At 61.2% G+C, this 12,957-nt stretch carries 14 protein-coding genes and 1 pseudogene; 9 read left to right on the top strand and 6 right to left on the bottom strand.

The genetic code is table 11. The annotated features are described in order from the left end of the window. Positions 1-33 precede the first annotated feature (33 nt). Entirely contained in the window at positions 34-294 is a 261-nt protein-coding gene (locus AC1D06_RS29880) for a hypothetical protein (protein ID WP_477989548.1), read from the top strand. A gap of 31 nt (positions 295-325) precedes the next feature. Here AC1D06_RS29880 and AC1D06_RS29875 read toward each other — a convergent pair whose 3' ends face one another. After that, entirely contained in the window at positions 326-937 is a 612-nt protein-coding gene (locus tag AC1D06_RS29875; RefSeq protein ID WP_477989546.1) for a TetR/AcrR family transcriptional regulator, read from the bottom strand. 104 nt (positions 938-1,041) lie between these two features. Between AC1D06_RS29875 and AC1D06_RS29870 the strand changes: the two genes are divergently transcribed. Beyond that, entirely contained in the window at positions 1,042-1,719 is a 678-nt protein-coding gene (locus tag AC1D06_RS29870) for a glutathione S-transferase N-terminal domain-containing protein (RefSeq protein WP_477989544.1), read from the top strand. A gap of 60 nt (positions 1,720-1,779) precedes the next feature. On the opposite strand, the gene AC1D06_RS29865 is transcribed toward AC1D06_RS29870, so the two are convergent. Further along, a complete protein-coding gene (locus AC1D06_RS29865) occupies positions 1,780-2,769 on the bottom strand; it encodes a zinc-dependent alcohol dehydrogenase family protein (RefSeq protein ID WP_477876772.1) in 990 nt (329 codons plus the stop codon). Between the two features lie 104 nt (positions 2,770-2,873). On the opposite strand from AC1D06_RS29865, the gene AC1D06_RS29860 reads away from it, so the two are divergent. Further along, positions 2,874-3,734 carry a LysR family transcriptional regulator gene (locus AC1D06_RS29860; RefSeq protein ID WP_477989542.1) on the top strand — a complete coding sequence of 287 codons (861 nt, stop codon included), beginning with the start codon at positions 2,874-2,876 and terminating at the stop codon, positions 3,732-3,734. 54 nt (positions 3,735-3,788) lie between these two features. Here AC1D06_RS29860 and AC1D06_RS29855 read toward each other — a convergent pair whose 3' ends face one another. Continuing rightward, the gene (locus tag AC1D06_RS29855; protein ID WP_477989540.1) at positions 3,789-4,391 is read right to left on the bottom strand and encodes a superoxide dismutase; all 603 of its coding nucleotides are present in this window, start codon (positions 4,389-4,391) and stop codon (positions 3,789-3,791) included. A gap of 181 nt (positions 4,392-4,572) precedes the next feature. On the opposite strand from AC1D06_RS29855, the gene AC1D06_RS29850 reads away from it, so the two are divergent. The 3 genes and pseudogenes from AC1D06_RS29850 (at position 4,573) to AC1D06_RS29840 (ending at position 5,872) form a co-directional block, all read left to right on the top strand. Next, a complete protein-coding gene (locus AC1D06_RS29850) occupies positions 4,573-5,025 on the top strand; it encodes a hypothetical protein (protein WP_477876775.1) in 453 nt (150 codons plus the stop codon). Positions 5,026-5,206: 181 nt separating this feature from the next. Then, positions 5,207-5,565, top strand: a pseudogene (locus AC1D06_RS29845) (type II toxin-antitoxin system RelE/ParE family toxin). Then, the gene (locus AC1D06_RS29840; protein WP_477876776.1) at positions 5,552-5,872 is read left to right on the top strand and encodes a helix-turn-helix domain-containing protein; all 321 of its coding nucleotides are present in this window, start codon (positions 5,552-5,554) and stop codon (positions 5,870-5,872) included. Before AC1D06_RS29845 ends, AC1D06_RS29840 begins: the two are co-directional and overlap by 14 nt. A gap of 28 nt (positions 5,873-5,900) precedes the next feature. Here AC1D06_RS29840 and AC1D06_RS29835 read toward each other — a convergent pair whose 3' ends face one another. Further along, positions 5,901-7,346 (bottom strand): RtcB family protein, encoded by a 1,446-nt coding sequence (locus AC1D06_RS29835; protein WP_477876777.1) that lies wholly within the window; start codon positions 7,344-7,346, stop codon positions 5,901-5,903. A gap of 147 nt (positions 7,347-7,493) precedes the next feature. Then, a complete protein-coding gene (locus AC1D06_RS29830) occupies positions 7,494-8,513 on the bottom strand; it encodes a LacI family DNA-binding transcriptional regulator (protein ID WP_477876778.1) in 1,020 nt (339 codons plus the stop codon). A 463-nt stretch (positions 8,514-8,976) separates the two neighbouring features. On the opposite strand from AC1D06_RS29830, the gene AC1D06_RS29825 reads away from it, so the two are divergent. Genes AC1D06_RS29825 through AC1D06_RS29815 form a run of 3 tightly spaced genes read left to right on the top strand, consistent with a single transcriptional unit; the run spans position 8,977 to position 11,871 of the window. Further along, positions 8,977-9,975, top strand: coding sequence for a substrate-binding domain-containing protein (locus AC1D06_RS29825; RefSeq protein WP_477876779.1), 999 nt, complete (start codon positions 8,977-8,979; stop codon positions 9,973-9,975). A gap of 52 nt (positions 9,976-10,027) precedes the next feature. Further along, positions 10,028-10,816, top strand: a complete 789-nt coding sequence (locus tag AC1D06_RS29820) for an ATP-binding cassette domain-containing protein (protein WP_477876780.1) — start codon at positions 10,028-10,030, stop codon at positions 10,814-10,816. After that, positions 10,813-11,871, top strand: a complete 1,059-nt coding sequence (locus AC1D06_RS29815; protein WP_477876781.1) for an ABC transporter permease — start codon at positions 10,813-10,815, stop codon at positions 11,869-11,871. Before AC1D06_RS29820 ends, AC1D06_RS29815 begins: the two co-directional genes overlap by 4 nt. Before the next feature lie 194 nt (positions 11,872-12,065). On the opposite strand, the gene AC1D06_RS29810 is transcribed toward AC1D06_RS29815, so the two are convergent. Further along, positions 12,066-12,905, bottom strand: coding sequence for an SDR family oxidoreductase (locus AC1D06_RS29810; protein WP_477876782.1), 840 nt, complete (start codon positions 12,903-12,905; stop codon positions 12,066-12,068). Between the last annotated feature and the right edge of the window lie 52 nt (positions 12,906-12,957).

Here is a 12,957-nt window from a genome sequence, read left to right as displayed (position 1 = left end):
TGCTCTCTCCTGTCATCGAACAGGGAGGCCATCATGATCACCACGCTGACCATATTGTCGCTCGACCAGGGCAAGATCTACCGCCCGGAGCCTGTTCCGGTCGAGGACATCGATCTCGATGCGATCGCCGCTCGCCACATTTCCAAGGTCGGATTGCCTGTCATACGCGCCTGGCCGGACCCTGGAAGACTTAACCGGGTGTTTCGAGTTTCAAGCGGCGCTCTCGAGCACCTCGGCGGTCTGTTGCTCAGGCTATGCTTTCGGCGACGGTCTGTTGGCGAAATTGGATCGTAGCAATCCCGGCGTCCTGTGCGTTCGTCTTCGCTCATGCTTTGCCACAGATCATCTCGACGCCGGCTGCGGCCAGCGCCCTGAGGCTTGCCTCACTGTCGCCGGCGCGCGAGCGCACTGCCAGCGAATGCATGATGGCGGAGGTGAGCTTCGCCAGCATCCTCGGATCGGTGCCTTTGGGCAGTTCACCCTTCTCGACAGCCAGTTCCAAACGTGATTCAATTTTTGCGTCGAACTCATTGAGACTGCGACGTAAAACCTCCTGGACGCGGGAGTGCTGCACCGATTCCACCGTCGCCGTGCCGATCAGGAAACAGCCGCGCGGGCCGGATATGCCGTGCAGGTAGATGACAAGCGCGGTGTCGTAGATATTGGCGATGTTGTTGCGGATCGGCAGTGACGGGTCGAGCGCCTTGTCCAGGGCTATGTTGCTGTCGGCCCGGTAGCCCTCCAGCGTGTCCACATAAAGGTCCAGCTTGTCGCCGAAAGCGCCATAGAGGCTGGGCCGGTTGAGTTCGGTGGCTTGGCTGAGATTGTCCAGCGATGCTCCGGTGAAGCCGCGGTCCCAGAATACCTCCCTTGCACGGCTGATTGTCTTCGCCGCATCGAAGGCGCGCGGCCGGCCGCGTTTCTTTTCGTCCTTCATAATTGTACCGCCTCGCATAAAATTCTTGACCAAATCAATTTTATGCGAAATAGTACAAATGTTCAATCGCAATGGCGCGGTGTGATCCGCGCGGGAGAGGAACGATGAAGCTCTACATGCATGCCGCGGCCTGCTCGATGTCGCCGCACATTATCAGCCGCGAACTCGGCCTCGATATCGAACTGGTGACCGTCGACCGGCAGACGCACAGGACGAGCCGCGGCGAGGATTATCTGGCGATCAATGGCAACGGCTATGTGCCGGCGCTGATGCTTGATGACGGCAAGGTGCTGACCGAAGGGCCGGCGATTGCGCAATTCCTGGCCGACAGCACGCCCGAAGGCACGCGCATGCTGCCGCCCTCGGGCACGTTTGCCCGCAGCGAAATCCAGTCCTACCTGAACTTCATCACCTCGGAACTGCACAAGCCGATGGCGATGTTGTTCAACGCGGCGCTGGCGGGGGCGCATGACGGTATCCGAGGCACGGTGGAGAAGCGGCTCGCTTGGATGAGCGACAGGATGGCCGGCCCTTACCTGACCRGCGAGGCCTTTACCGTCGCTGACGCCTATCTGTTTGTCTGCCTGAACTGGGCGCCCTGGATCGACATCGACATGGACCGCTGGCCGAAGCTGCAGGTCTTCCGGCAGGCCGTCGCGGCGCGTCCAAGCGTCCAGGCAGCACTCGAGGCGGAAGAGCTTCATCCGTTCGAAGCGGGTGGGACGTTCTTTGCTCCGCGATCCTATGTCGATATGCGGAGCCCGGTGCGGGTAACACCCTGATCGAGATATCTGGTCAATAGCCGCCGCGTCGTTGCCGCGATGCGGCGGCTCTCTTTTCACTCAGGCGATATCGATCACCAACTTGCCCTGGGCCTGGCGGTTTTCGATCAGGGCATGGGCTTCTGCCACGTCCGAGAGTGTGAAGCTGCGGGGATCAAGCTTCGGCACAAGTTTGCCGGCATCCGCCAGCGCCGTCGCCTGCCGCATGATCTCGCCGTGATGCTCGTGGCCTTCGCCTGTGAGTAACGGCAGCAGCGTGAACACGCCGCTATAGGTCGCTGACTTGAAGGACAACGGCGCCAGTGCATGCGTGCCCCAGCCGAGCGCGCTCACCACATGGCCGAAACGCTTCACCGACTGGAAGGCATTGTCGAGACCTGCGCCACCGACAGTATCGTAGACGATGTCAAAGCCTTTGCCGTCGGTGTGGCGCGCGACGTAATCCTCGACGCTTTCATTCCGATCGATCGGCGTCGCGCCGAGGCTGCGGAGGTAGTCCGCCTTTGCCGCACCGTCGACGGCAAAGACTTCCGCCCCTTTCGCCCGGGCGATCTGGACCGCGACATGACCGACGCCGCCGGCGCCGCCGAGCACGAGCACCCTCTGGCCAGGCTGAATATTCGCCCGGTCGACGAGACCTTCCCAGGCGGTGATGAAGGCGAGCGGCAGGGCGGCGGCTTGACGCATCGACAGATGCGAGGGTTTTGGCGCAAGCAGCCGCGCATCGACGGCGGCGTAGTCGGCCAGCGAACCCTGGATGCCGCCGACGCCGCCGGTCATCCCATAGACCTCGTCGCCCGGACGGAAGGCGGTGACGCCTTCGCCCACAACCTCGACCACGCCGGCAAGATCGATGCCGAGAATGGCGGGCAAGGGGTGGCGAGCATGAGCGGCCTTGCCGGCGCGGATCTTGGTGTCGAGCGGGTTGACGCCGCTGGCGCGGATGCGGACCAGGACTTCGCCGGCGCGCGGCTCCGGCCGCGGCATATCGGCGAGGCGGAACCGGGCGTCGGGAGCATCGAGAATCAGGGACTTCATCATAGCGGCCATTGGGGGTCTCCGTGTTTGCATGGCCATATATGTGGCACCTTCATTCTTGTATGAAAATCAAAAATACTGTTTAATATCCATGCATTTTTGTATGGGATACTGTGATGGAATGGAGCGATCTCAGGATTTTCCTGGCCATTGCCCGCGAGGGCACGCTGGGTGCGGCGGCCCGCAGGCTCGGCGTGACGCAACCGACAATGGGACGGCGGTTGAAGGCGCTTGAGACAGCCGTCGGCCAGACATTGTTCCAGCGCACGGCGGATGGATTCGTGCTCACCGACGAGGGCGCGGCGGTGCTGCCGCATGCGGAGCGGATGGAAGAGGAGGCGCTTGGCTTGCAGCGCGCGCTCTCCGGTTACGATCGGCAACTCGATGGGTTGATCCGGATCTCATCTTCGGATTGGTTCGGCCGGCATATCCTGTCGCCGATGCTGGCGCGGTTTCATCGCCGCCATCCGAATGTCGTGGTGGAGCTCATCACCGACAGCCAGCTTCTCAATCTTTCGCGGCGGGAGGCGGACCTGGTTTTCCGGATCCGGCCATTCACCGAGCCGGATGTGATTGCCCGGAAATTCATGCATGTCGAATACGGCGTCTACATCGGCGCAGACTATGAGGATCCTGTGGCCGGAGATGGCGAGGGTCTTGAACTGGTGACGATGGATGAGGCGTTCAGCGGCATGCCTGATGTCGCCTGGCTGAAAGCGCAATTTCCCAAAGCAAGGGTGGCGATGCGCAGCAACAATCGCGATGTGCAGGCGGCTCTTTGCGCCGGCGGCGTCGGTATCGCTGTCCTGCCGCGACCGCTCGGGGATGCTGTTCCCGATATTCGCTGCGTTCCGCTTTCTGAAATGCCGCCGTCGCGGGACACCTGGCTTGGCTATCACCGCGACCTCAAGCGTCTCGCGCGGCTTCGTGCCTTGCTCGACAGCCTGCTCGAACAGGAGAGCGGCAGCGGAAAATGAAAACACCCGGCGCTGGCGGCAGCACCGGGTGTTTTGCTTAGCGGGACGTCGTGCTTACTTGGTCGCGGCTTCGTACATTTCAGCCACGTGATCCCAGTTGATCAGGCTGTCGACGAAGGCTTCGAGATATTTCGGTCGGGCGTTGCGGTAGTCGATGTAATAGGAGTGTTCCCAGACGTCGACGCCGAGGATGGGGCTGGCGCCATGCACGAGCGGGTTCTCGCCATTCGGGGTCTTGGAAATTTCGAGCTTGCCATCCTTGACCGAGAGCCAGGCCCAGCCGGAGCCGAACTGGGTGGTGCCGGCATTGATGAAATCGGCGCGGAACTTGTCATAGCCGCCGAGATCGGAATCGACCGCCTTGGCCAGCGCGCCCGGCAGGCTCTTGCCGCCGCCGCCCTTCTTCATCCACTTCCAGAAATGGATGTGGTTGTAGTGCTGGCCGGCATTGTTGAACAGGCCGGCATTCTTGCCGAACGACTGCTTGACGACGTCTTCGAGCGACAGGTTCGCCATGCCGGATTCTTCCGCCAGCTTGTTGCCATTGGTGACATAGGCCTGATGGTGCTTGTCGTGGTGGAATTCCAGCGTCTCGCGCGACATGAATGGGGCAAGCGCATCATAGTCGTACGGCAGGGGCGGAAGTTCAAAAGCCATGGTCGTCTCTCCTTAATTCATCCTTGTGGCCAAGGAATAAAAGCCGGTTGGAACATAGGTTTGCCATCGTTGGAAGGCAACAGTCGACGGCGAATAAATTCGCTGCCCTAACGTCTCTACCGACTTGTTGTTTCCGACAGTCGCTTTAATCATTCAGATTGAATCCATGTGGAGGACCATCATGCTGAAACCCGCCAAAACTGCCCTCATTGTGCTCGCGCTCGCCACGCCGGGCGCCGCCTTCGCCGCGTCCAACGGCGCCGCCGACCCGTTTGCCGGCCAGGTCGAACAGAAATGCATGGATGCCGCCGGCGCCGACTTCCGCCGCCCGCAGGTCGTCGTCGATCCCAGCGGCACCGAGACCTATGGCCTGGCGATCGTGATGGGTCGCTCCAAGGAGCTCAGGGGCAGGGCCGCGGTGATCTGCATTGTCGATCGCAGGACCGGCAAGGTCGAACTGGGCAGCCCGCTCGGCACCGATGTCGTCCGCGTGCGCGGTCCGAAGCAGGACAAGGAAAATGGTGGCGACGAAAACGGCAAACGCAACAAGCGCAACAAGATGGAAAACCAGAACGACAATACCGGCGCCGGCGGCCAGGATGATAACGACGACGATTCGGACGGCGGGCAATAAGCCGGTTTGAGTCTGAAGGACAAAGGCAGCCGGTCCCTGTCGAACTGGCAGCAATGGTTAAAGCCCTTCCCGTCAATGCGGAGAGGGCGGGTTGTGCTGTTGACGTGACGCATCGCCTCAGTGTCACTGCGTTCCATTCGGCGACTTGAATCGGGTGGCACCTGGTGCTATCTTTTTTGTAATGGCTCGGGTCTTCAAGACGACGTGGTTTTCAAAGGCGGCGCGTAGCGCCCGGATAGGTGATTCCGAGTTGTGCAAAGCAATCGGAGAGGTCGCGCTTGGCTAGGCCGATAACCTCGGCAGTGGCGTTTTCAAGAGCGCCTGAATGACAATCGCCATCGATCGATCATTTTGGCGAAGAGCGGGGAATTTTGGGTGTTTGCTTATCTGTTCGCCAAAAAGGATCGAGCCAATATCACAGACGATGAATTGGCTGCGTTTCGCAAGCTCGCCGCCCTTTATCGACAGAAATCGCCGGGAGCCCTGGCAAAAGAACTGGAGATCGGCGAACTCGAGGAAATATGCCATGCGGAAAAATAGCTTCAAATCCGATGCCTTCGAGGCGATACACAGCGCAGTTTCCGGAATGGTTCGAGCGGGGACGGTGTCCAAGGTGACCCTGCGCGAATTCGATGATCTCTGCCTTGAAAAAGCTCTCGATCTATCACCCGAGGAGATCAAGCATCTTCGGGAAGGAAGTCATCTGAGCCAACCGGTTTTTGCCCGTTATCTCAACACCAGCGAATCCACGGTGCAGAAATGGGAGTCGGGGGCAAAGCGCCCATCGGGTACCGCACTGAAGCTGCTTTCCATCGTGCGGAAGCACGGCGTCAGCATTTTAGGCTGATGCCGCTATTGGGTTCAAAAGCGTTGGCTCACCCCTTCACCGTCAGCAATGGCTTGATGCGAACGCCCTTGTGGACCATGCCGGCGGCACACATCGCTTCCACCACATCGTCGATCGGCCTGTAGGCGGTCGGCGCTTCCTCTTTCAGCCGACCCAGGGCCTCGCCGACGATCTCCGGGCGGCTGCGGATCATCGGATCATCAAGGTCCACTGGCCCGACCACTCTGAGATGATCGAAGGATGAGGGCGCCTTGCGCGCTTCTTGCCGCGACAGCCGGCGGCCGGCGCCGTGGGCGGAGGATTCAAGCATTGTGGGATTGCCGCAGCCACCGAGCAGCCAGGTGCCGTCGCCCATCGAGCCCGGCAGGATGACGGGTTCGCCGATCCAGGGAGAAGCCGGCATGCCGCCGGGGCCGCGGCTAGGGCAGGCCCCTTTGCGATGCAGGGCCGTCTGTCCGTCATCCTCGATCCAGATCGCATTGTGGGGCGCGTCGTAGACAGTGCGGAAGCCGAGAGTGCGCCCGGTCGCCCGGCTCAGCGCCTCGACCGTCTGGAGAGCGAGAAAGAAACGGTTGGCGAAGGCGGCATTGACCGCATTGGCCTGACCCATGACGAAACGCGCATAGAGAGCGGCATCCGCGTGTCGCGAGAGAAGGCGGTGATCTTGCCGCTTGCCCTTACGCTGCGACAGCCGTTCACGCGTGGCGGAGCCGATCCGCTGGCCGAAATCGAGCGATCCGGAATGCACGACGACGATCAGCGAGGTGCTTCCGACGCCCAAAGCCTGGGCAAAAGCGGCATCGGCGATGCTTTCGACGCGGCCGATTTCGACGAAATGATTGCCGCCGCCGATGCTGCCGAGCATGGCGTCGTGGCGGAAATCGTCGTCCGGCGAAGCGTAGTGCGCGAAATCGGGGTCGATTCCGGTTGTGGCAAAGGCGCCGGTATCGCAGGTGCGGTCGAGGTCGGACCAGTATTGGCCGATATCCAGCTTTTCCAGCAGGCCGCGGCGGCGGACGGCGAGGCCTTCGAAGAGGCCGGGCAAGCCGTCACGCAGCAGCGCCTGGCGGTGGTGGCCGGTCAGAGCGATGTCGCGGCCGCCCTGGAAGAAAATATGCCGTAGATGATGATCGAGGGCAGGCGGCAGATCGTCCGGGCCGACACCATCGACCACGATCATGCGCATGCCGCAACCGATATCGTTGCCGATCATATGCGGCAGCAGGCCGCCCTCGATATCGGCGACCACGCCGACCGGCACCGGCTTGCCGGGATGGAAATCGGGCGTGGTGACGATCGAGCGGATCGAGGCCGAGACCTCGTCGCAGGCTGCGGCGTCAGGCAATGCCTCTGCCAGATCCCTGTAGGACTTGCGCTTCTGGCTTTCGGTTTCGTTGAAGGCTGACACCGAATGAACGGTATAGTCCGATACACGCAGTGACGCGATACCGGCTTTCGTGAGCGGTTCTTGCATGATTATGCTCCGTTTGCTTGCGGGTCAGCAGCCGCGGCAATACGGATTGGCGCTCGGATAGCAGATGTGGCCTGTGATGTAAACGCTGAGCCAATTGGCGCTGTTTCAATGCCAGCATGCCGGTGGACGCCGTGTGCGTTGGCCGCCTCAGCCGCTTTGACCGGGGCGCAAGGCTAAGGGCACCAATTTTTGCACCAGGCTTTTGGGGAACGCCCCGGCATGTTGCGGCATCCTGCTCAGGAGCGCGATTGCGAGTTCTTCCCCAAGACGATCGAGGGAAACACTGAAGCAGGTTAGCGCGGGCGCGAGGAAGCGGATGGTTGGTTCGTCGCGGAAGCCGATGAGCGCGAGGTCTGCCCCCGGCACGGCACCGATCTCGGCCAACCGCCTGTATATGCCGATGGCCGTGATCTCGTAGATCAGCAGCACCGCCGTGGGCGCATTGGGGACGGCACGCATGCGGTCAACCAGCTCGTAACCTGCCTCCTCATTTCGGCGCGTGACGAAGACGAACTGCGGGTCGAATGCGATGCCGTTGCGCTCCAGCGCCTTCTTGTATGCGTCAGCGAAGACCGGACCGAAGTTGATGCCTCCGTAGGGCAAGGTGACGGCAATGCGGCGATGACCCTGCTGCACAAGGCGGTCGACCGCGGCATCGGCAACACCCTCGAAATCCATGTCGATCCACGGATAGTCGCTTCCGGAACGGCTTCGTCCGAGCGTGACGAATGGAACGCCGGCGGCTTCGAGCATGTCGATACGTGGGTCGATCGTCTGTGTGCCCGACAGTATCATTGCGTCAAACACCCCGCGCGCCACGTAGCGCTCGAGGAAGCGATGGGAATCTTCGTTGGTCGGCCGTGGCAGGACAAGCAGGTCGAGACCATGGCGGGTGAGCACCGACTGGACGCCGTCGAACACGCCCATGAAGAAATATTCGCTGCTGGGAGCATTGTCATGGTCAAGGTCCATCATGAACCCGACCGAGCGTGAGCTGCCCTGCGCCAATGCCCTTGCCGCCTGGTTGGGCGCGTAGCCGAGCCGGCGCGCCGCCTCAAGCACGATGCGCCGTGTGTTGTCGCTGACATCCGGCTTGCCATTGAGCGCACGCGACACAGTGCCGGTAGAAATACCGAGTTCCTTGGCCAGTCGAGCTATGCCCCGCATGAATTCCTCGTGCTCTTTGTTTCCTATTGACATGAAACTCACAAAAATAATAGCTTCGTAAGCGCTTACGGAACTTCCGTAAGCGCTTACGGTAGGGTGCGCTCTGGGAGGAGATCATGACGAGCCGTGCAGTCGGATTGCGGGAACCCTGCGGGGAGCAGGACCTTCACCATGGACGGCTTGCCCAGCCGTGCGCAGACCGGGCGAATTGGCCCATGCGGCGATTATCCAGCCGCGATCGTCACCGTGAAACGGGTCACCATCGATCGGCATGTGCCGATAGCCGGTGCCACAAGGCCGCTCGAACGATCGGCAAATGCAGTCGCGTTGTTTCAAGCAGGTGAAAATGAAGATCTCGCGGCCCGGCTGCGAGGGGAAATTCAGCGCTCGCCCCTGACCGGTTCGCGAGCGAGGCAGCTTAGAAGCGCATCTCACATCAAGCCAAGCACAAAGGGAGGACTATATGACTGTTTATACAAGGACGCTGAAGTCCATTGCGACCGCAGCCCTGATGATCGCCGCATTTTCCGCCGTCGCCAAAGCGGGTCCGCTTCCCGACAAGTGGTGTTCGAATGTCCATATCCGCTTCTTTACCGGCGGCGGCGAGGGCGACGCGTTCGGCACCATCGTTTATAACGGCGCCAAGCAGGCAGCCGCCGATACTGGCGCGCAGGTGGACTATCTGTTTTCGAAGTGGAACTCGGAAACGATGATCCAGCAGCTGCGTGAGGCGATCGCGGCCAAGCCTGAAGCGATTGCCATGATGGGTCATCCCGGCAATGCAGCGATCATGGGGCTGGCCGACGAAGCCTCCAAGGCCGGCATCAAGATGATGTATCTCAACGTTCCCGTCGACGAGGTCGTCGCCAAGTTCGGCGGCGGCTATGTCGGTGCCCAGCAGAAGGCCCAGGGGCGGGCGTTGGGCACCGAAGCCCTGCGCCGCTTCGGGTTCAAGGCTGGCGACGTGGCGATCGTCATCAGCGACTTTGCCCAGGCAGAGCGTGCGCAGCGTGAGTTGGGCATCATCGAGGTGTTCGAGGCGGCGGGCATGAAAGTCGTCAAGCTGCAGCAGCCGGAAGAAATGAAGGCCGATCCGAATGCGGGCATTCCGATCATCACCGCAGCGCTCGCTGCCAACCCCGGCACGAAGGTCATCGCCTATGCCGGCGGTCAGCAGCTGGGCACCGCGCCCGCCTATATGAAGGCGGCCGGCAAGAAGCCGGGGGAGATCATCAACATTTCCTTCGACACCAGCCCGCAGATCATCCAGGCGTTCCGGGACGGATGGGTGCAGCTTACGGCCGACCAGCAGCCGTTTCAACAGGGATACCTTCCGGTGCTCAATCTTTGCGAGCAGGTGGTTCTCGGCCTTGGCCCCGTAAACGTGGATACAGGCGCCGGATTTGTCACGCCAGAGAACTATGAGGCAGTCGCCAAGCTCGCCGAGCAAGGGCTGCGCTAGTCACCTGCGGAATCCGGCCACTGGCCGGATTCCCCTTGCTGGAAGGCGAACGATGAGCGATCGGATAATAGAACTAAGGGACGTCAAGAAATCATACGGCCAAGTCTATGCCCTCGGCGGTGTTGACCTGCATGTCGGCAAGGCCGAGGTGGTCGGCCTGGTCGGAGACAATGGTGCCGGCAAGTCGACCCTGATCAAGATCCTTGCTGGCGCAGTCCGGCCGTCAAGCGGGGAGATCCTCGTGCACGGCGAGCCGGTGACGGCAAGATGGAATGCAGCAAAGTCGAGGCAGGCAGGCATCGAGACTGTGTTCCAGGATCGCGCGCTCGCGGTCCAGCAGACGATAACCTGGAACATTTTCATGGGCCGCGAGATCGTCGGGCCACTCGGTTTCCTGAGGGCGCGCAAGCAGCGCGAAGAGGCGGCCCGGCTCATGCGTGAGATCGGCTTTACGTCAAAAGTGTTTGGCCCGAACTCTATCGTGGGTCAATTGTCCGGCGGAGAAAGGCAGGGCGTCGCGATCGCGCGGGCGCTCTACAATCAAAGCGAACTCATCGTGCTGGACGAACCGACGACCGCACTCTCGCTCACCGAAACCGCCAAGGTGTTTCATTTCGTCCGTCAGGCACGCGCAGCTGGACGTTCGATCCTGTTCATCGGGCACAACATACACCACGTCTTCGATATTGCCGACCGGTTCATCGTTCTGGATCGGGGGAGGGTGGCAGTGCAGGCAACCAAAGCCGAAATCGGTTCTGCGGAGAGGTTGATCAAGTTCATGGAAGATATCGCGCATCCCGGCGAGATCGGGCGTCAGCTGCTTGAAAGGGCGTCCATATGAGCGAGTTGATGCTGGACGCACCGGAGAAGGAAATGGATGGATCGCTCGACGCCGACGCTGTGCGCAGGCTGGCCGAGGGCAACCACGCCGATCAGTCTCGCCTGCGCAGGTTCGCCATCGATAACCGTGCCGCGATCGGTTCGGCGTTGGTCGCGGCAGTCATGCTGGCAATTTTCTATGTCGGCAATCCGGCGGTCTTCGCTCAATGGACCATCTACAAGGCGGTGTTCACCAGCCTGCCCATGGTCCTGTTCGTGGTGGTGCCCCTGGTTTTTGTCGTCACCGTCGGCGAGATTGACCTGTCGTTTCCGGCGACCATGGGCATGGCGGGCTGGGCATTCGCCCTTGTCGTTCAGGCCGGATATGACCCCTTTCTGGGGGGGCTGGCTGCGGTTGCAACCGGGCTGTTGCTTGGTTTTTGCAATGGCTTTCTGGTGGTTTACGGCAATCTCTCGTCACTGATTGCGACGCTTGGAATGAACTTCATGCTTCGCGGCCTCATCCAGATCAAGACGGAGGGGATTTCCATCGCCTTGGTGGAGCTGCGAGACAGTCTCGCATATCGTGTTCTGGCGGCGGACGTGTTCGGAATACCTGCCCAGATCGGCTGGGCTCTGCTGTTCATCATCGTCTCGGCGCTGCTCTACAACCGCCATCGATTCGGTGTCCGTGTCCACATTGTCGGTGACAACCCCGAAGCAGCGCAGCAGATGGGCATCAATGTCAAGCGTGTGCGGCTTCAGACCTTTGTCTTCGTCGGCCTCGGTGCGGCGCTGGCAGGCGTGTTCTCGGTGTTCATCAATTTCACCTGGTGGCCGACTTCGGGCGATGGCTACCTGCTCCCCGGCCTGGCGTCGGTCTTCGTCGGCGGAACGGCGCCGTGGGGCGGCATCGGAACGATACTCGGAAGCGCCATCGGCAGCTTCACGGTCTCCTTCATTCAAACAGGAGTCGTCGGCGTCGGGCTTTCGGGCTTCTACACCCAGTTCTTCTACGGTCTCATCATCATCCTGTCCTTGCTTGGCCACCGCTGGAACCAGGTGAGGTATCGCTGACAAGGCCAGTCGCATGCCATCCGGGCAGATTGCGCGACCTGAATCGGGTGAACTTCGCACGCCAAGCGCTGTCGGCTCGTCGCGCACCAGAGGCCGGGCGCCGAAATGCAATGCGCGCCAGAGCCAGGCAGTTACTGCATCGGCTCTGGCGTGTCGGCGGGGACACCCATGACAGATCACGACGATGCGGCCGATCACAGCCGTTCTTGCTGGACGCCGCTGAAACGCAGTGCGCGTCCGTCCTGGTCGACAATCGCCCGCATTTCCCGCTCGAGAAGATCCTTGTCGTCGACGCCCCGCAACAGGCGACCGGCGAGAGGATCGAAGCGGCCTGCCGCGATATCGACGATCAGCTCGGCGGCGCGTGCAGGCGGCACATCGACACCGTCATCAAACAGCTTCTGGATGCCAGGCAGATGCGCCTTGCCTGCATCGGAAAAGAGCTGCAGCTCGGTCATGGAAGTTCGGACCAAGCCGGGGTCGACGGCGAAAGCACGAACGCCGCTATCGATCGTCGTGTCGTTGAGACATTCGGTGAACCGCATGATCGCTGCCTTGCTGGCGGCATAGCCCGACCCATTGGGGAAGCTGTTGCCGGTGCCCCCGCCCACCAAATTCACCACGCGCCCGGATCTCCGCACCAGCATGCCGGGTACGGCGACCTGACAGGTGTTGAACGTGCCGCGCAGATTGATCTCAACATCTTGCCACCAGGTCTCCGGCGAACACTCCCAGATAGGACCGAAGGCGCGAAACGAACCGTGGTTGTTGACCAACAGGTCAATCGATCCGTAACGTGATGTGATCTGTCGGAATGCGTCTTCGACCGCGGCACGATCGACCAGATCGACCGCGATGGCCATGGCGGTGCCGCCTGCATCTTCGATGGCCGAAACCGTCGTCTCGATCTCATGGGCGGTTCTCGCGAGTGCAGCGACTTTGGCACCATTGCGAGCCTGTTGGAGGGCGATTTCCCGCCCGATGCCTCGGCCGCCGCCGGTCACGACCGCTACGGTTTCCTGCAGTTTTTTCATCAACTCGTTCCTCCGCGAGAGTTTACAACAGTCATTGCCAAAGTGTGCTTTG

This window comes from Rhizobium sp. P2_G2 (assembly GCF_056403555.1).
Note: the sequence above shows the minus strand (reverse complement) of the source record. Positions and strands in the feature narration are given on the sequence as shown.